The organism is Paludibacterium paludis (assembly GCF_018802605.1).
Classification (GTDB): domain Bacteria; phylum Pseudomonadota; class Gammaproteobacteria; order Burkholderiales; family Chromobacteriaceae; genus Paludibacterium; species Paludibacterium paludis.
The window spans coordinates 1905283-1925719 of sequence record NZ_CP069161.1; the positions used below are offsets into that span (position 1 = coordinate 1905283).

7 protein-coding genes are annotated in these 20437 nt (G+C 65.1%); all 7 read left to right on the forward strand.

Annotation, left to right across the window (positions count from 1 at the left end; all coding sequences use genetic code 11):
- Nucleotides 1-40 precede the first annotated feature (40 nt).
- The 7 genes from JNO50_RS08630 (at nucleotide 41) to JNO50_RS08660 (ending at nucleotide 20436) form a co-directional block, all read left to right on the forward strand.
- The gene (locus JNO50_RS08630) at nucleotides 41-14119 is read left to right on the forward strand and encodes a LysM peptidoglycan-binding domain-containing protein (protein WP_215796539.1); all 14079 of its coding nucleotides are present in this window, start codon (nucleotides 41-43) and stop codon (nucleotides 14117-14119) included.
- An 11-nt stretch (nucleotides 14120-14130) separates the two neighbouring features.
- Entirely contained in the window at nucleotides 14131-14547 is a 417-nt protein-coding gene (locus tag JNO50_RS08635) for an immunity 70 family protein (protein ID WP_189535026.1), read from the forward strand.
- 495 nt (nucleotides 14548-15042) lie between these two features.
- Nucleotides 15043-15384 carry a hypothetical protein gene (locus tag JNO50_RS08640; RefSeq protein WP_189535024.1) on the forward strand — a complete coding sequence of 114 codons (342 nt, stop codon included), beginning with the start codon at nucleotides 15043-15045 and terminating at the stop codon, nucleotides 15382-15384.
- A gap of 32 nt (nucleotides 15385-15416) precedes the next feature.
- Nucleotides 15417-15905 (forward strand): hypothetical protein, encoded by a 489-nt coding sequence (locus tag JNO50_RS08645; RefSeq protein ID WP_189535022.1) that lies wholly within the window; start codon nucleotides 15417-15419, stop codon nucleotides 15903-15905.
- 39 nt (nucleotides 15906-15944) lie between these two features.
- Entirely contained in the window at nucleotides 15945-17639 is a 1695-nt protein-coding gene (locus tag JNO50_RS08650; RefSeq protein ID WP_189535020.1) for an IS1634 family transposase, read from the forward strand.
- A 763-nt stretch (nucleotides 17640-18402) separates the two neighbouring features.
- Nucleotides 18403-19332, forward strand: a complete 930-nt coding sequence (locus tag JNO50_RS08655; protein WP_189535018.1) for a branched-chain amino acid ABC transporter permease — start codon at nucleotides 18403-18405, stop codon at nucleotides 19330-19332.
- 15 nt (nucleotides 19333-19347) lie between these two features.
- On the forward strand, nucleotides 19348-20436 hold the full coding sequence (locus JNO50_RS08660) for an ABC transporter permease subunit (RefSeq protein ID WP_189535016.1): 1089 nt from the start codon (nucleotides 19348-19350) through the stop codon (nucleotides 20434-20436).
- Nucleotide 20437: the final 1 nt, after the last annotated feature.

Sequence of the window (20437 nt, forward strand, 5' to 3'; positions counted from 1 at the left end):
GAGAGAAACGATTTCTGCTGGGCAGATCAGGGGATATTCCATGGTATCGGTGGTGACGGGATCGGGTTTGGGGCTGCATCGGGGCGTGCAGGGGCTGGTGAACGGGCTGGGCCAGTGGGGCGCGGGGGTGACGGGTCGGGGCGGGGAGCGGGTGCAGGTGAACGCGGCGAGCGGCAACCTGGTGCTGCAGCACCGCGACGAGTTTCTCGCGGTGGTTCAAAGTGGTAGAAATAAAAGTTGTTGTTCGCTAAACCATTGGATTTTCCCGGACAACTTGCCTGAGAGAAACGATTTCTGCTGGGCAGATCAGGGATATTCCATGGTATCGGTGGTGACGGGATCGGGTTTGGGGCTGCATCGGGGCGTGCAGGGGCTGGTGAACGGGCTGGGCCAGTGGGGCGCGGGGGTGACGGGTCGGGGCGGGGAGCGGGTGCAGGTGAACGCGGCGAGCGGCAACCTGGTGCTGCAGCACCGCGACGAGTTTCTCGCCAACGGCAAGGTCGGCGCGGGGGTGCTGCGCAGCTACAACAGCCAGGGTCGGGAGGTGGCGGGAGGCAACTGGCGGTTGGGGTTCGCGCGGCGGGTGTTCGGGTTGACGGGAGCGGCGAACACGCCGGGCAGCGAAGTGTGGCGGGAGGGGGAGGACGGGGCGCAGGTGCGCTACCGCTACGACGCGTCGAGCGGCGGCTATCTTGGCGCGGACGAAGGCGGGGCGGACGACCGCCTGACGCTGTCGGCGGACGGGACGCAGTGGCGGTGGCGCGACAGCGACAGCGGGCAGAGCGAGCGCTACGCGGCGGCGAGCGGGCGGCTGTTGGCGGTGACGGGGTCGGACGGGTCGGAGACCGCGCTGTCGTACGGGGTGGACGGGCAACTGGTGCGGATCGCCGGGTCCGGGGGCGAGCGCATCGACGTGGTGTACGACAGCGCGCCGGGCAAGGGCTGGCGGGTGAGCGGGCTGCGCACCACGCTGGTGGAGAACGGGGTGGCGCGCACGGTGACGGCGGCGCGCTACGGCTATGACGAGCTGGACCGGCTGGTGTCGGTGACCACCGATCTGACGCCGGACGACGACAGCGTGGCGGATGGCCGGGTGTACGTGACGCGCTACGGCTACGACGGGACGTCGAACCGGCTGGCGAGCCTGAGCCAGAGCGACGGCAGCCGGCTGGAGTTCGGCTACGCGTCAGTGGACGGGACGTGGCGTCTGGCCGAGGTGCGCGATGTGCGCGGGGCGACGGACGTGCGGGTGACGCGCTTCGGTTACGACGCGGCGCAGCGCGTGACGCAGATCACCGACGCGCTGGGACAGGTGACGCGGCTGGTGTGCGACGCGGACGGGCGGGTGCGGACGGTGAGCGGCGCGGACGGGCAGCGGCTGGCGGAGGTGGCGTACGACGCGGCGGGGCGGGCGGAGACGCTGACCGACGCGCAAGGGGGCGTGACGCGCTGGGGGTACGGCGAGCGGGGCGAGCGGGTGTTCGAGCAGGACGCGGCGGGTCGGGTGGTGCGGCGGCGCTTCGACCCGGCGGGCAATCTGCTGAGCGAAACGCAGTACGCCGGGGCGGCGGGCGAGACGGCGGCGGGCACGGCGCCGGCCGACGCGGCGCAGACGCGCTATGTGTATGACGCGGCGGAGTCGGGACGGGTGCGCTTTGGCGTGTCGGCGGACGGGCGGGTGACGGAGTGGCGCTACGACGGCCAGGGCCGGGAGGTGGCGCGGCTGCGCTACCTGGGGGGGGTGACGGCGGCGGAACGAGACGGCGACGAGGCGGCGCTGGCGGCGTGGGCGGCGCGGCAGGCGGTCGGCGAGCGGGTCGACACGGCGTACGACGCGCGCGGTCTGGCGTGCCGGGTGACCGGCTACAGCCGGGTGGACGGCGCGGGCAACGGCGTGGCGGACGGCAGCGAGACGACGGTGCGCTACGTGTACGACGCCTGGGGCCAGCGGGTGCAGGAAATCGACGGGCGGGGCAACGCGGCGAGCTATGCGTACGACGGGCTGCACCGGGTGGTGTTGGCGCGTGACGCGCTGGGGAACGCGACGACGACGGTGTACCTGGACGCGGCGCAGCGCACGGAGGTGACGCTGGCCAACGGCCTGACCACGACGACGAGCTACGACGCGGCCGGTCGGGTGGTGGCGGAGGCGCGGCAGGCGGCGGGGGTGGAGTTGGGCACGACGACCTATCGCTACGATGCGCTGGATCGGGTGTACGAGGAGGTGGACGCGAGCGGGCGGTGGCGGCGCTACCTGTACGACGGGCGCGGACGGCGGGTCGGGGAGGTGGACGGGGCGGGATCGCTGACGGCGTACCTGTACGACGCGTCGGACCGGCGCATCGTGAGCTACCGGTTCGCCACGGCGGTGGATGCGGCGCGGCTCACCGGGCGGCCGGAGAGCTGGACGCTGGCGGCGCTGGCGCCGGCGCGTCAGGTTGCCTCCGACCTGGTCGCGCTGGACTTCTATGACGCGGCGGGACGGCGGGTGCGTAGCGTAGGGACGGGCTGGGAGGTGACCGATTACCGCTATGACGCGGCCGGCCGGGAGGTGGCGCGGCGCGCCTATGCCCGTGCCTTGGCCGGCGGAGCTCAGGTGCGGGTCGGCAAGCAAGTGTACGACCTGCTGATGCAATCCGGCACGGCACCGGTCGATCTGATGGCGAGCTCCTGGCTGCAGCCGGTGGCGGAGGAGGCCAACGACCGGGTGGAGCGGCGCTTCTACGATGGGGACGGCCAGCTGAGCGGGGTGCTGGACGGGGAAGGCGGGCTGACCGAGTACCGCTACGACGCGGCGGGACGGCAGGTGGCGACGGTGCGCTACGCGACGGCGTGCGCGGCGGCGTTGCGCGCGACGGGCAGTCTGGCGGCGCTGCGGCCGGCCGCCACGGCGGCGGACCAGGTGACGCGGCGCTTCCACGACGGCCAGGGGCGCGTGGTCGGGGAACTGGACGCGGAAGGCTACCTGAGCGAGTGGCGCTACGACGCGGCGGGCAACCGGGTGCAGACGGTGCGCTACGCGACGCCGGCGCGGGCGGGGGAGACGCTGGAGGCGTGCCGTCCGGTGGCGAGCGCGGCGGACCGCGGCGAACGGATCCGCTACGACGCGCTGAACCGGGAGATCGAGCGCGAGCGCCAGCCGGACGGGCTGGTGGTGCGCACGGTGTACGACCGGCGCGGCAACCGGATCCGGGAAGAGCGGGTGGCGGGAGGCGACAGCCGGGTGACGCTGGCGCGCTACGACGCGCTGGGACGGCTGGAGGCGGAACTGGGCGGCGAAGGGGCGGCGGCGCTGGCGGAGCTGGGCGCGACGCCGGAGGCGGCGCAGGTGGAGGCGGTGTGGCAGCGCTGGGGACGGCGCCACCAGTACGACGCGGCGGGGCGCCGGGTGGCGACGCTGGAGCCGGTGGGGGCGGACGGCGCGGTGGCGCGCACCCTGTCGGTCTACGACGCGGCGGGCCGGCGCAGCGCGACGGTGAACGGGCTGGGCGAGGTGACCGGGTACCGCTACGACGCGCTGGGGCAACTGGTGGGCGAGACCCGCTACGGGACGCGCCTGGACGCGGCGGCGCTGGCGAACCTGGCGCCCGGATCGGCGCTGCCGGCCCTGCCGGCGACCGGCGAGGCCGACCGGGTGACCGAGTACGCGTATGATCGCGCCGGCCGGTTGCGCATGCGGGTCGAAGGGGGGGAACTCCAGGTTTCGTCTACCTATACCGCGTTCGGCGAACTGGCTTCGCTGTCGGATCCTCTTCTGCTGGCGCAGTTTTACCGTTATGACCGGGCCGGCCGGCAGGTGGCGCAGGAGCGCCAGATCAGCGGGCAGACGCGCACGGCGACCGAGCGGCGGGTGGACGTGTTCGGTCGGGTGGTGGAGGAGCGCGACGCGCAGGGCAATGTGCGGCGCCACGCGTACGACCGGCTGGGGCGGGAAGTGCAGACGGAAGACGGGACCGGGGGGCGGCGCGCGGTGCGCTACGACGCGTTCGGTCGGGTGCTGAGCGTGGTGGACGCGCTGGGCCAGGAAACGCGGCAGGTGTACGACGACGCGACGGGGAGCGTGACGCTGATCGCCGCGTCGGGGGTGGCGACGCGCACCGAGCGCAACGCGCATGGCGAGACGGTGCGGGTGGTGGACGGCGAGGGGCGGGAGACGGTGTACCGCTACGACCGGGACGGACGTCAGGTGGGGGTGGAGACGGCGGCGGGGGCGACGCGCACGCGCTACGACAGCGCGGGTCAGGTGTTCGAGACGGTGGACGCCGGAGGCACGGTGACGCGCTACGCGTATGACGCGGCGGGTCGGGTGCTGAGCCGCACGGTGGACCCGGCGGGTCTGGCGCTGAGCACGCGTTACCGCTACGACGCGCAGGGCCGGACGGCGAGCGTGACCGACGCGGCGGGGGTGGAGACGGTGACGCGCTACGACGCGCAGGGTCGGGTGAGCGAGGTGGTGGTCGACCCGGCGGGGTTGGCGCTGAGCACGCGCTACGAGTACAACGTGCGCGGCGACCGCATTGCGGTGACGACGGCGGCGGGGACGGTGCGCTACGCGTACGACGAACTGGGTCGGCGGGTGGCGGAGACGGTGGACCCGGCGGGTCTGGCGCTGACCACGCGCTACGCCTACGACGCCAACGACAACGTGGTGGCGGTGACCGGGCCGGACGGGGCGGTGACGCGCCATGTCTACGACGCGGCGAACCGTTTGACACACACGATCGACGCGGACGGCCATGTGATGGAACGTCGCTACGATGCGGCGGGGCATGAGCTGGCAACCACTCAATATGCGATCGCAATTGTTTTGCCGTCGACCGGAGCGGAACGGAACTCACTGCTGGCGGCGTTGCGGCCGGATGCGGCGGACCGGTGCTTCCGGCAATTCTACGACCGGGACGGCCGCGTCACGGCACGACTGGATGCGCTCGGTTCTCTGACGGAATACCGCTACGATGCCAGCGGCCGTGTGATTGAAACGCGACGGCGTGCCACTTTGGTGGCATCGGCGGCCGACGGCGTGGTTCCGACCGTTCCGGACAGCGCGGCGGACCGGGTCAGCCGCACCGTGTACGACGCGGCGGGGCGGCCGGCGTACGAGATCGACGCCGTGGGCGCGGTGACGCGGCACGACTACGACGCGGCGGGCCGCGAGGTGCGCACGGTGCGCTACGCCACGCCGTTGAGCGGCAATGATCCGGCGCGGGTGGTGGCGGACGCGGCGCGCGACCGGGTGGAATGGCGCCGCTACGACGCGGCGGGGCGGCGCGTGCAGCACGGCGACGCGGAAGGCTATGTGACCGCGTGGCGCCACGACGCGGCCGGGCGGGTGACGGAAGAGACGCGCTACGGCGGCCGCGCGGCGGAACCGGCGGCCGGACAGACGGCGAGCGTGGCCGGCGAGAGCGTGACGCGGCGCTGGCGCTACGACGCGGCGGGCCGCACGCTCGAAGCGGTCGACGCGCTGGGCGGCGTCACCGCCTTCGACTACGACGCGGCCGGGCGGGTGGTGAGGGAGACGCGCGCCGGCAGCGTGACGCGGCGCGAGTACGACGGCGCGGGGCGGGTGACGCGGGTGCGGCGCGGCGCGGCCGGGCAGGAAATCGAGGTGGCGCGCTACGAACTGGACGCGCTGGGCAACCGGGTGCGCGAATGGGACGCCAACCGGCACCTGACGCAGCGCGAGTACGACGCGGCCGGACGGGTGACGCGGGTGACCGACGCCGAGGGTGGCGTGACGCGTAGCGAGTACGACGCGTTCGGCAACGCGGTGCGGGTGACCGACCCGCGCGGCCAGGTGGGGACCTTCGTCTTCGACGCGGCGAACCGCGCGGTGCGGCACCTCGACCCGGAGGGCTGGGCGACCAGCACCGAGTACGACGTGTTCGGCCAGGCGGTGCGCATCACGCGCCACGCGGTGGCGAGCGTGTCCGGGGAAACGCCGGCGCCGAACGCGCGCGACGCGGTGACGCGCCTCGAACACGACGCCTTGGGGCGGCAGACGGCGATCACCGACGCCGAAGGCTACACCGAGCGGCTGACCTACGACGCGTTCGGCAACAAGACCGGCTACACCACCAAGACGGGCGGAGTGTACCGCTACCAGCACGACCGGGCCGGACGGGTGGTGGAGGAAACCGACCCGCTGGGGGTGGTGAAGCGCTTCGAATACGACGCGCGCGGCAACCGCACGGCGCAGATCGAGGCGGCGGGGCGGGCGGAGCAGCGCACCACGCGCTATGGCTACGACGCGCTGGACCGCTTGGTGAGCCAGCGCGGCGACGCGGTGACGACCTACAGCGTGGCCGAGGGCGGGCCGCGCCAGGTGATCCCCAGCGAGAGCTACCGCTACGACGCGGCGGGGAACCGGGTGGAGCGGGTGGACGCCAACGGCAACGTCACCCGCACCGCGTACGACAGCCTGGGTCGCAAAGTGGCGGAGCGCGGCGCCGACGGGGCGCTGACGCGCTGGGAGTACGACGGCGCGGGGAACGTGACGTGCGAGCGGCGCTACGCGACAGCGGTGGGGCTGGCGGCGGACGGCGGCGTGGCGGAACCGGCGGACGGGGCGGCGCGCGAGACGCGCTACGAGTACGACGGCAACAACCGCCTCATACGCACCCTCGTGCCGGGCCAGACCGTGGGGCAGCGCGACGCGCAGACCGGCAACTACGCCTTGGGGCAGCAGGACCTGGTGACCGTGCGGCGCTACGACGCCAACGGCAATGTGGTTCAGGAGACCGACGCGCGCGGCAACGGCGTGCGCCGTTACTACGACCGCGCGGGGCGCAAGACGCTGGAACTGGATGCCGCGGGCTACGCGACCCGCTGGCGCTATGACGGCAACGGCAAGGTCGTGCAGGAAATTCGCTATGCGGCGCGCCCGGCGCTGCCCAATCCGGACGGACTGAGCGAAGCCGAGATCGTCGCGCGCCTAGCGCCGGGGGCGGACGACCGCATCGTCGAATTCGACTACGACGCGCTCGGGCAGGTGCGCGCCGAGCGGCGCCTGAACGTGGCGGTGGCGACGGCGGACGGCGGCGCCACGACCACCACCACCGTGACCACGCGCTACGAGTACAACGGTCTGGGCAAAGTGGTGCGCAAGATCGACGGGGCGGGCGGCGTGAGCGACTGGCAGTACGACGCGCTGGGGCGGGAAGTGCGGCGCCAGGAGGCGGGATTCACCGACTTCGAAGGGCAGGTGGTGCGGCCGACCACCGACACCGAGTACGACGGGGTGGGTAATGTGGTGCGCAGCGTGCGGCGCGGCAAGGACGACAACCGGGAGAGCGACGACCAGATCACGGTGAACCGCTACGGCGCGGGCGGGCGGCTGACGAGCCAGACGGACGCCGCGGGGGCGACGACCGAGTACGAGTACGACGCGGCGGGGAACGTGACGCGGACGCGGCGGGCGCGGCGGCAGGCGGATGGCAGCCGGGTGACGGACACCACGAGCTATCGCTACGACGGAGCGAACCGGCAGGTGGAACGGCGCGACGAGGCGACGGGGATGCGCTTCGAGACGCGCTACACGGTGTACGGCGAGGTGGCGGGCAAGCGCACCAGCCCGAGTGGCGAAGGGGTGTGGCAGGAGTTCGCCGAGTACGACACGGCGGGGCGGATACAGCGCAGCAATGTCGGCGGCGTGACGAAAGTCTTTCTGTACGACGCCAACGGCAATGCGACGCTGACCGTGGAATCGGGCAAAGAGGACGGCGACGAACTGCGTCGCCTGACGATCGACCAGATCCTGGCGCAGATCGATCCGAAGCGGAGTCCGAACGGCAACGTGGAAACGGCGCAGCTGCGGCTGACGCTGAGCGAGTACGACGCGGCGAACCGGCACGTGGGCACCTACCAGCCGAAAATGACGAACGCGCGGGATGTGGCGCAGGTGCAGTCGCAGTCATGGGTGAGCGCGGTGCCGCAGGATGGCCGTGGCGGGGTGGTGACGGCCGGGCCGGTGGGTTCCGTGGCCGGCGGGACGGGGAGCAATCCGTTGGCGGGGGGAACGACGGGGTCCACCGCGGTGACCGTCGGCCGGAGCCAGGCATGGTTGTCAGGAATCAAGGTCGACTACGAGAGCATGCCCGACGAGAACTGGCCGCCGCCGGTGTCGCGCTCGCTTAACGCAACGCTCATGCACCTCGAGGTGCCGATTCCGCCTTCGGTCGTGGTGCTGGGGGGCGGTGGTCTGACACTGACAACCACCGTCACGATTTATCATCGCACTTACTACAACCAGAGAGAGACATTCACCGCGACATTCCACGCGGCGGCCGGCGCGAGTGTCATGAGTGTCGATATCCCTATCGGCGGAGCCATGCGCAGTATTGCGCTGGTGGATGAAGGGTATTTGGGGGGGAAAGGTCCCGATTGGCGTAAAACAGGAGAGCATTGGGAGATTCCAAGGGAATATGCTCCGGTATTCGATGTTTCCTATTCGCTGATCAAGGGACTGCCCAACGGCACTCAGCACCCCGTATTGAGCAGCAGCCAGTCCGGACAAGTTCGCTCATTCTTGAAGGGCGGCAAGTTCATGGAGGCCGGATCGTCCACTTCCCGGGGAGATGGGCCGACAATACCCGTAAATGGTGTCGCCTGGTCCTCCGTTGGCATGTGGAACGGGTTGTATTTTCAGGGGCAGCCCCAGAACGCCACCCGGCTGTTGTTGCTGACACGCCCGCAGGGCAGTGGAGGCGGCTGGAACGTGACCGGGGTGCCACGGATGGTGGTCGGCGGGCAGGCGATGCCGGGCTGGTTCGCCGTCGACTGGTCGGGCATGGGGCGCGGCAACTTCGAGTTCCGCTACCTGGCGCTGGATGACGCCGGAAACGTGCTGAACGCCCAGCAGGGGGCGATGACGCTGGCGGATGGCGGCGCCTCGATCGCCCAGAATGGCGCGGCGGTGGACAAGGCGCTGATGTACGGCGACGGGACGGTGAATCTCACCGGGCTCGGCGCGGCGGCGGTGGGCGCGCGGATCCGCTTTCGTACGCCGGGCGGCGCCTGGAGCGCGGCCTACGGACTGGGTCCGGCGCAGTACCAGGGCAGCCTTCCCGGGTGGTTCCAGTTCCAGCCGGCGGCCTACGGCCTGGCGGGCGGAACGACCTACGAGTACCAGCTGGAAACCCTCAACGGCGCCGGGCAGGGGCTGGGCACCTTGCTGGGCCGCTTCCGCCCGGGCGAGCCGGGGTCGGTGAGCCAGCCGGTGGCGTGGCGCGACCAGCCGCAAATCGTGCATCTGGGCAACCAGCCGCTCAGCGCGGTGCGCGGGGTGATGCTCTATCGCCCGGCCGACAGCGGCGCGCCGTTCGCCGAGGCGGCGCTGGTGAAGGCGTCGGACGGCACATTCGACTGGGACAGCGCGGCGTTGGCGCGTGGGCTCGCCGCTCCTCGCGACTACGAGTTCGAGTACCGCCTGTTCGATGCGCAAGGCGCGATGGTGAATCGGGCGGCGGGGCAACTTACCCTGGGCGGCGAGCAGCCGGTGTCGGTAACGAGTCGCGGGCTGGCGCTGCCGCTGCAGGTGACCTTCGCGCCGGGCAACGACAAGGCGCAGGCGCTGCGTCTGGCGTATCGCCCGGCCGGGGGCGCGGGCGCCTGGACGGAAGTGCGCCTGCCGCGCAGCGCGCAAGGCACCTTCGCGCTGGAGGCGTCGGGCCTGGCGGCGGGCGATTACGATTACCGCTATCAGTTGGAGGGCGCCGATGGAGCGCTTCTGACCGGCGCCGATGGCGTGGTGCTGCAACAGGAGGGACACATGCGGCGCGCCGACGGCGCGCAGGTCCGCGACCTGAAATGGGTGATCACCGGGGTGGCCAACAGCGAGGCGACCATCGTGCGGCGGCAGAGCTACACCGCCTTTGGCGAGGTGGCGAGCGAAACGGACGGCCGCGGCAACGTGACGCAGTTCGTCTACAGCACGGCGGGCAAACTCCTCGTCAAGCAGAACGCGGCGGTGTCGGTGACGCTGGAGAACGGCAAGACGGAGACGCAGACACCGCTGACCCAGTACCGCTATGATGCGTCGGGCAACCTGGTGGCGACGCTGGACGCCAACGGCCAGCTCAACCGGCTGGAGTGGCTGGCCGGCAGCCAGAACGGCCAGGGGCGGGTCGCGCGCGAGCGCCATGCCGACGGCGGTGTGGTGACGCACGGTTACGACGGCTTCGGCAACCTGCGCCAGCGCGTCGACGAAATCGGCCGGCGCAGCGATTACCGCTATACGGCGCTGAACCAGCTGGCGCAGATCGACCGGGCGGCGCGCGCCGACGGCACGCGTGGCTACGACGCCTACGACTACGACGAAGCGGGCCAGCGCATCGCGCACCGCAGCACGGCGGACGGCAAGACCGAACTGCGCGACAGCACGGCCTACGACAGCCTGGGACGGGTGCTCTCGACGGTGAGCGCGGCGGGGCGGCAGGTCCGCTACCGCTACGACTGGGATGCGATGCTCCTTGGCGCGGGCGGCGCCATCGTGGGCGGCTGGCGTACCGTCACGACCGATGCCAACGGTCGCCAGAGCGTGGACGACGTCAGCCTGTTCGGCCTGAAAGTGCGCCACGTCGACCTCGGCAACCACACCTTCACCTACCGCTACAACAACGCCGGACAGATCGTGCGCCAGCAGGGCAGTACCGGGCAGTCGCTGCGCTACGAGTACTACGGCAACGGCTACCAGAAGAGCCTGGCGGACGAGGCGACCAACAGCTACACGCTGTACGAGTACGACCGGGACGGCAACAAGACCTTCGAAGGCTACACCACGCTGAGCGGCGGCGCGCGCGAGTTCTACCAGTACGCGGACATCCGCTATGACGCGCTCAACCGCGTGACCGAAATCCAGGATCCCAAGTTCCTGACCCGCTACGAGTACGACGCGGTGGGCAATCGGCGCCGGGTATACGCCGAGTACCATGACGGCACCAACGGCAACCGCCGCACCCAGGACTACTGGTACCGCTACGACGCGATGAACCGCTTCGTGGTCACGCGCGGCAGCCTGGTCGACGAGCGGATCACCCGCGGCGCGGCGGGCGGCGACGGCGTGGACATTCTGTACAACGCCGCCGGCGAACGCCGCCAGGCCGTCAACGCGGCGGACGGCACGGTGGAAACCTACGCCTACACGGCCGACGGCTTCCTGGCGACGACCTGGATCAATGGCCGGCTGGCGGCGGAACGCGACAACGACCGGTTGGGCCGGGCCGTGAGCTATCGCAGCTACCGCTGGGACAGCGACGGCGGGCTGAAGAGCCGGACCGACTCGGTGTACGACAACGACGCCAAACTGCTCAGCCAGATCAGCGACGGCACCACCACGCGCCAGACGCTGATGGCCGACGGCACGCTGGAGAAGAGCGAGCAGCGCAGCGGCGACAGCGTGACGACCAGCTACTACGGCTACGAATGGTGGGACGAAGCCAAACAGGCGACGATCACCGCGCAACCGTATAACCCGAACGCGCCGGGCTGGCAAAAAGGCACCTCGCATCTGGTGTACGACGTGAACGGTCACCTGAAGGAGGCGCGCGACGAAGTGGGCCAGCGCAGCCTGCGCTACACCAACAACGCGCAAGGGCTGGTGCTCAAGCGCGAGGAAATCGACAAGGGCACGACCTACAAGCGCCAGGAATATTACTATCTGGACGGGCGCCAGGTGGGGTCGGTGGGCAACGATGGCCCGAGCCGCGTCGACTACGCCAGGGCGCTGGCGCAAGGCCCGTTGGGCAACCGCAAGGATGATTACCGCAACGGCGCGCCGGTCAACTCGGCGGACTTCGACCAGAACTACGAACCGATCGGCCCGAACTATCCGGCGCAGGTGCCGGGAATGGTGACGGTGCGCAGTGGCGATACGTTGCAAAGCCTCGCGGCGGCGCTGTGGGGCGACAAGGCGATGTGGTACCTGCTGGCGGACGCCAATGGTCTGAGTGGCGGCGAAACGCTGGTGGCGGGTCAGATGCTGAAGGTGCCGAACAAGGTGACGAACGTGCACAACACGAGCGCGACGTTCCGGGTCTACAACCCGGGCGAAGCGATCGGGGACACCTCTCCGACGTTGCCGGATCCGCCGCCTCCGCCACGTTCGTCGGGCGGGGGATGCGGCGGGATCGGCGGCATCTTTGTCGCCGTGGTGGCGGTAGTGGCGGCCGTATTCACCGCTGGGGCCGCCATTTCGGTGATCGCGCCTTCGCTCGTTTCGACGGGAGGCATCATGGCGACCGGTGCCGCCGCGCTGACCGGCGGCCTGGGCGGATTCGGACTGGCCGCCGCGGCGATCGGCGGCGCGGTGGGGTCGATCGCCAGCCAGGGTGTGGCGATGGCGATGGGCATGCAGGAAGGGTTCTCCTGGAGCCAGGTCGGGAAGGCCGCGCTGGGCGCGGGACTGACGGTGGGGCTTGGCGCGGCGATGCAAGCCGGGCCGGTGGCGCAGGCTTTTGCCAATACGTTCGGTGCGGCGGCGCCCTATGCCCAGGCCGCGGCGGCGAATGCCGCCTCGCAAGGCGTGGCGATGCTGTCGGGGCGGCAAACATCATTCAGTTGGACCGGCGTCGCCGCCAGCGTGCTGGGTCAGGCGGTGGGTCAGTCCGCGTGGGGCAAATCGCTGAGCCGTGGCTGGCAGGACTCCCTGCAATCGAACGGCCTGTCCGGCGAATTGTCCGCGACGCTGGCGCGCATGCCTTGGAATTATACCGCCGCCGTGCTGGGTGACTTCGCGGCGGGTGAGCGGGGCCAGCAGGCGTGGGGGCATGCCTTCATGCAAAGCGGGGCGCAAGCGGTGGGCGACTACGGTTCCGGCATGGCCTTGAGCGATGCCGCACAAGGTAATCTGGACAGTGCCTGGGGTGAGGGCGGGCATGCGCGAGTGCTCGCTCATATGGGCGTAGGAGCCGTCGGCTCGGCGTGGATGGAACAGGATATCGCCGCCGGCGCGCTGGGTGCTGGAGCGAGCGCCTTGGCGGGAGGCTGGCTGGCCGGTCGCGTGGACGACGCCACCGGGCGGTATCTGGCTCCGGAGCTGGGCCGATTGGCGGGCTCGGCCGCCGCGCAGCTGGCCGGACGTGATGCCTTGATGGGCGGCGCGGCCGGTTGGAACACCACCGAGAATAACTACCTGCGCCATGACCAGGTGACCCGGTTGCTGGAGCGCCTGCGGAGGGCTTCGCCGGACGAGCAGGTCCGATTGCTGGCCGAAGCGCGCGAACTGGACAAGAGGCAACGTTTCACCGATCTCGCGGGTAATGAAGAACTGCAGCGTTCCGTGGCGGATGGCGTGGCCGAATTGCGTCAGTTGCGGGTGTCGTCGACGCTGGGATTCCGCGCCGTGAGCGAGCTGGCCGTGTTGGCCGATGGACAATCCTCGCAACTGGCCCGGGCGCGGCGCATGCCGGTCATGCGCGATTTGCAGGTTGTCGAGCGCGAGCGGCAAAAAATCGAGGCACGCAATGCAACGTTCGACGCCATGGCCGGAGGACCGTTCGGCACGGCCGGGTATTTGATTGGCGAAATATGGGGGCAAGGTGACAGAGGCGCGGAGCTCGGCGGTATCGCCGATGGCGCGATGACCGGGCTGGCGTTCCGGCAAGGAGGCGTTGCCGGCGCCGCCAGGGTGCGAACGGCGTTCGAGAGCGTGGGCGAGCGCAGCTTGTCGGTTGACGCGCGGAACCCGTATGGGGTGAGGTACAATGTTTCAAGCACAGAATCTATTAAGATTGCAAGACCTTCGTGGCGCCAGTCTGAATTGGATGTAGGGTTGGACTTGCTGGATCAAGGATATCGCCCGCAAGTGTCATTCAAGAATGGCCTTGAAGTGCCATATGGAACCAAGGGTAGTGTTAGGCCAGAGTATTACAGAGATGGCATGAGTGTAGAAGTTAAGAATTACGACGTAGAAACAGAAGCGGGTCGCTTAAGGCTTGTTCGGAATGTGGTGAATCAGGCTGCGCAGCGACTTTCTAATCTGCCAGAAAATACAGTTCAGAACTTAACTATTGATGTGCGCGGACAGAGTATTTCTCGTGGCGAACTCAATCGTATGTTAGAGAGTATCGAGAGAAAATCTGGCGGATCTATTTCTAGGGAAAATATTAATATTCTGCGCTAGTGAGGTATTAAATGACTGTTGGGCTTAAGTTGGGTAGTATTACCGATGAAATTGGGAGTGATGATTTTTTTCATTCCTTCTTTTCTACTATTAGTGGAAATCTTGAGTCGGCTGGATGGGGGAGTCGGTTTCCAGTTTTATTGAATAAGCTCTATCAGGGGGAGCTGAGCCAGGAGTGGGCGGCAGATGCTTTGGACGAGCTGGAAGCCATTCGAAAGATGTTTTCAGAGTTGCCTGTTACGGATGTTATATGGGATCTGGAAGATAGAAAAAAAACACCTCCATGGGGTGATGTTATTAGTAATGATATTACTGATCTTTCAAATTACTTTGTCACATCAACTGGTAGGCCGCTTTTCTCAGTGATCAGAGAGTGCCTAGAGGAACTTCGCGATAGTGGCGGTGTCTTGAAGGTGGTTGCGTATTAGAACGTGATGAATATTTTTAATTTGCCCACGTTGGATAGAGGCTATTGATATTTGACGGCATGTCATTCTTGGTGATGACATGCCGTTTGTAGTTCCAAACACACCGAATCCGAATATTGTGTATCGTGCGCTGACTCCTTCAGATGCGGCGGCAATTAAAGCTGGAGAAGGTTTAACTGCTAAAGCTCCTGATGGGATATGGACTGCTTCATAACATGTTGCAAATGCAGGCCCTGGAGCTGGTGGTGCGGTGGCCAATAGCCCTTGGATTTCTACGACTAGGGTTTTAGATGTGGCCAAGGGATATGAGGGAGGGAATGGAATTGTTGCAATTGATCTTAATAAATTGGATGCATTGCAGGTTGAGGTTTGGCAGCATGTACCACGTGTCAATGGTGTAGAAGGACTTCCATATCATCGCTCAATATGGGCGCAGGAAGTAACCATATTTCAGCATATTCCGCGTGACGCAATTGTTGGACCAGTAAGGATGCCATGAGCAATATGATATTTGATCAAGAGGGTTTGAGGAGGCAGATTGGGAGGCTTCTTCTTTCTATTCAAGCAGAGCGAAGCATTGATTTGTTGGCGGTGCAGATGGTTGTTGAACAAGTTAAAGAATTGGCTAAAACCCTAAAGGGAAGTGAGCTTCTTCCTCGGACTGTTCTTTATGAGTTACATACGGCGATAAAGATATTGCGTGCAGAAATTCCGCACATCAAGCATGGGCGGGATGATGTTGTTAGAACAGTCGATGAGATTGAGCTGGCATTCGATTTAATTCTTCGCGGAGAGTGTCATGAAAGTAGGGTTCCTGGCGTTCCTCGTATTGTTTGAATTGTATTTATGTAAATAATTTGGGGTGCGCCGTGTTTGTTGAGTCAAAAAAAATCCCTAATAAGGTTGAAGTGCTTGGTTTTGAGCAGGTAGATAAAAATGCTCACATGATTGAGTGGCTGAGGAAGGGTGAGAATTGCCGGGAGTTTATTACTCTGGATTTAGAGGGTGAACTCTATGCTCAGGATCAAGGTGCTCAGCTTTTATCAGTTCATTTAAATTCGCAGCCAAGCTTTGAAACAAGAGTACGCAAAGACGAATCGGGTAAGCAGGCTATAGTGACGCACTTTTCTGTCATTTTCCCAATTTCTTTGCGCGTAAAGGCATCGAATGGGGTTGTTTGGTTGTTGGATGTTATTAAGCCGGCAATAATAATCCGTACAAATGGTATACTACCGCCGAAGTTCGACAGTTTGTCCCTCAAAATCGCTGTTTTTGACTCCTTCGCTCTAATAAACATGCGGATTCCAGAGGTGTTTTTGCCAAACTTATTGTGGTGGCACGTTGGTAACGAAATGTAATAACATTGACAGCGCATGTGCGCCTGCTACAGTGGAGGCATGTTCGTCAAAATCACCACCTCCGGCGGTCGCCGGTATATCCAACTGGTCGAGTCCTTCCGCGACGAGAACGGCCGTGTAAAGAAGCGCACCGTCGCCACGTTGGGACGACTAGACCAGCTGCAGGGCGAACTTCACACCGTCATCCAGGGATTGCAAAAGGTGTCGGGTATCGAACCCTCTGTTTCAGACGGGCCACTTTCTCTGTCGTTCGAGTCGGCGCGTGCGGTGGGGGATCTGTGGGCACTGACCGAACTGTGGCAGGAACTGGGATTTGACCGTTTACGGCAGGTATTTCGCCGTACCCGCTTCAAGCTCGACATCGAGGCGTTGCTGCGCATCATGGTGTTCAATCGCTTGTGCGATCCGGAATCCAAACTTGGCGTGCTGCGCTGGTTGGAGGGGGTGAGCTTCCCCAAGCTTCCATTGGAGGCTATTGACCATCAGCATCTCCTTCGAGCCATGGACGCGCTGATCGAGCACCGAGAGGCTGTTGACGACGCCGTATCCGGGTTGCTGCGCCCCTTGCTGGATCAGGATCTGGCGGTGGTGTTCTACGACATGACCACCATCCGGGCAGAAGGGCTGTCGCAACACGCGGATGACGTTCGCCAATTCGGCATGGCCAAAGAAGGGATTGTGGCGCGGCAATTCATGCTGGGAGTGGTGCAGACCGCGGACGGCATCCCGCTCTATCACGAAGTGTTCGACGGCAATACCGCCGAAGTCACCACCCTCAAGCCGACCATTGAAAAAATCGTGCAACGCTTTCCGATCAAGCGAGTCATTGCCATTGCGGACCGGGGCTTGCTGTCCACCGACAACCTGACCGAGTTGCAGTCGATTACCTTGCCCAGCGGCCAGCCGCTGGAATTCATCTTGGCGGTGCCGGGACGACGCTACGCGGATTTCGTGGAATTGCTGACGCCATTCCAGTCCGACTGCTGCGAGCCCGCCATGGTGGAAATCACGGGGGAGGTGCAATGGCAGGGGCTACGCCTAATCGTTGCGCACAATCCGGAAACCGCCAGAGACAAAGGCGCACAACGTGACCGAACGATTGCTGATCTGGAACGAAAAGCTGTCGAATGGAGCGGAAAGTTGGACGAACAGGACGCAGGGAAACGCAGTCGGGGACGCAAGCTCTCTGACGGTGGTGCCCGTGCCCGTTTCTATCATGAGGTCAAAGAAGCGCACCTGGCGCACATCATCAAGGTGGATCTCAAGAGCGAGCTATTCAGCTACAGCATCGATGAGTCGGCGCTCACCCATGCTCGGTTGATGGACGGAAAATTGCTACTGGCCACCAACACCCCCGAGCTAAAGCCGGAGCAGGCCATCAAACGCTATAAATCGCTGGCGGATATCGAGAGGGGTTTCCGTGTTCTTAAGTCGGAAATCGAGATTGGTCCGGTCTATCACCGGCTACCCGATCGCATCCGCGCGCACGCGCAGATCTGTTTCCTGGCGCTGATTCTGTACCGCGTCATGCGGCAACGGCTGCATGCCAGTCAAAGCGGACTCTCGCCGGAACGCGCCCTGTCATTGCTGAAACGCATCCAACATCATCGCGCGACGCTGCCGAGTAGCCAAACCATTGAGGGACTGTCTTCCATTACGGATGAGCAGGCCAGAATTCTAACCGCCATGGGGATCGCAAAACCGACGAAAAACGAGCAGCTGACCCTCTTGTAGGGGCACGTTTGAAAATTTGGTTCAGATAAAACAGTCGCTTACGCCGCGAACCGTCGAACTCGGGTGTTCAACCTCTCCAGCGTATCCGGTCTACCCTGAATTCATCGACTGCATAGTAAAAGCTGTCGATTGAGGGGGGCAGCGCCGGGCTGTCTCAACCCTGACCACTACGCCTCAGCGTCCCAGCGCAACTTACCGGACTCTTTCACCTGAACTGATCGGTATTTAGCCAAGCGAGTGTGGCGACACACTGACACAGGGCGAGGATCTGTCTTTGCTACGCTAAATTATCTAAAAGGAATATATTGGGGTGAGCGGAGGTGTCGCAAAGCGAAGAATGTAGATCGTATACAAACGATCATTGCGGGGCGGAGGATTCGTTGTTTTTCGTTTTAGAAAACAGCTGGTTCGTTTTGCGTGATTTCTGTCCGTTCGCATGAAATTGGCGGTGTCACAGAAAATCAGCAAATTATCAATCATCGTGTGCTAATGCTCATGTCAGTGCTTTTCATTTCTCGCTGCAAATCATAAAAAATACAAAAAATTCAAAAACTTACATTCATTAAAAAATATTTGCACAACAGTCCCGTTTAACATTTTCTTAAGATTGACAGCCCATGGGGCCGCAAGCATAATCCGAGCGAACTGTCAGACAGAAGCCAATCGAATGGCCAGACAGTTCGCAATAAAACAGGCGGCAGCCTGCCGGCGGTAACGCCGGCGGGATAAGACCGCGGCGGCATCAACTCAAGGAGATTTTCCATTGGACACTTTTCTGCAACAGATCCTGAACGGTCTCGTGCTGGGCAGCATCTATGCGCTGATCGCATTGGGCTACACCATGGTGTACGGGATCATGGGACTGATCAACTTCGCCCATGGCGAAGTGGTCATGGTCGGGGCGATGGTCACCATCTCGGTGATTTCGGCGCTGACCGGCATGGGCGTCAATCTGCCGGGTCCCGCGCTGCTGCTGATCGGCGTGATGATCGCCATCCCGGCGTGCATGCTGCTCGGCTTCCTGATCGAGCGCGTCGCTTACCGGCCGCTCAGGGGGGCGCAGCGCCTCGCGCCGCTGATCACCGCGATCGGCCTGTCGATCGTGCTGCAGCAGCTGGCCATCCTGGTCTGGGGGCGCAACTACATTCCGTTTCCGCCGGTGCTTGAACATAACGTCGTGACGTTCTTCGGCGCCAGCATCACCACCTTGCAGATCTTCATCATCGTCATGTGCTTCGCGATCATGGCCGGTCTGTTGCTGCTCGTGGAACGCACACGGCTTGGCCGGGCGATGCGCGCGACCAGCCAGAATCCGGCCGTCGCCGGCCTGATGGGCGTCAACGTCAATACCATCATTTCCGCCACGTTCGTGATCGGTTCGGCCCTTGGCGCGATCGCCGGCGTGATGGTCGCCACCAACTACGACCAGGCCCACTACTACATGGGCTTCATGATCGGCCTGAAAGCCTTCACGGCCGCCGTGCTCGGCGGTATCGGCAACCTGGGCGGCGCGGTCGCGGGCGGCATCCTGCTCGGCATCATCGAGAGCCTGGGGGCGGGCTATATCGGTTCGCTGACCGGCGGTTTTCTCGGTAGCAACTACCAGGACATCTTCGCCTTCATGGTGCTGATCCTGGTGCTGATTTTCCGTCCGTCCGGCCTGCTTGGCGAAAAAATGGCCGACCGTGCCTGATTAAGGAGAAAAACCATGACCATGGCACTGGATACCAATAAGAAGGTCGGCATTTTTCTTGTCGCCGCCATCGTGCTTGCCACCTTGCCGTTCCTGGTCGGCAACGCCCTGGGCAATTCGTGGGTGCGCATCATCGACTTCGCCCTCTTGTACGTGATGCTGGCCCTCGGCCTGAACATCGTGGTGGGCTTCGCCGGTCTGCTCGACCTGGGCTTCATCGCCTTCTACGCGGTGGGCGCCTACATGTACGCGCTGCTCAGCTCCCCGCACTTCGGCATTCATCTGCCGTTTTACCTGACCATTCCGCTCGGGGCGCTCTGTGCCGCCTTCTTCGGGGTGCTGCTGGGGACGCCGGTATTGCGTCTGAAGGGTGACTACCTCGCCATCGTGACCCTGGGGTTCGGCGAGATCATCCGGATCTTCATGAACAACCTCAACTCGCCGGTGAACATCACCAACGGCCCGCAAGGGATCAACCTGATCGATCCGATCAAGGTCGGCGGCCTGTCGATGGGGGAAACCCTGGAGTTCGCCGGCCTCACGTTCCGCAGCGTCTACCTTTATTACTATCTGTTCCTGTTCCTGACCGTCGGCGTGGTGATCATGGCCTGGCGCCTGCAGCATTCGCGCATCGGCCGCGCCTGGGTGGCGCTGCGCGAGGACGATATCGCGGCGGCGGCCATGGGCATCAACATCCGCAACATCAAGTTGCTGGCTTTTGGGTTGGGCGCCTTGTCGGGCGGCGTGGCCGGCGGGCTGTTCTCGTCGTTCCAGGGTTTTGTCTCGCCCGAATCGTTCGGCCTGCTCGAGTCGATCATGATCCTGGCGATGATCGTGCTGGGCGGCATGGGCCACATCCCCGGGGTGATCCTCGGCGCCGTGGTGCTGACCGTCGCGCCGGAAGTCCTGCGCAGCGTCATCGGTCCCTTGCAGATGAACACGCTCGGCCGCATGGTGATCGACCCGGAAAACGCCCGCATGCTGCTGTTCGGTCTCGCCCTCGTGGTGATGATGCTGGTTCGCCCGGAAGGGATGTGGCCGTCCAAGCGCCGCAAGGCCGAATTCCGCCACGCCAAAGAAAACGCCGCACAGAAGGGGGCATGAC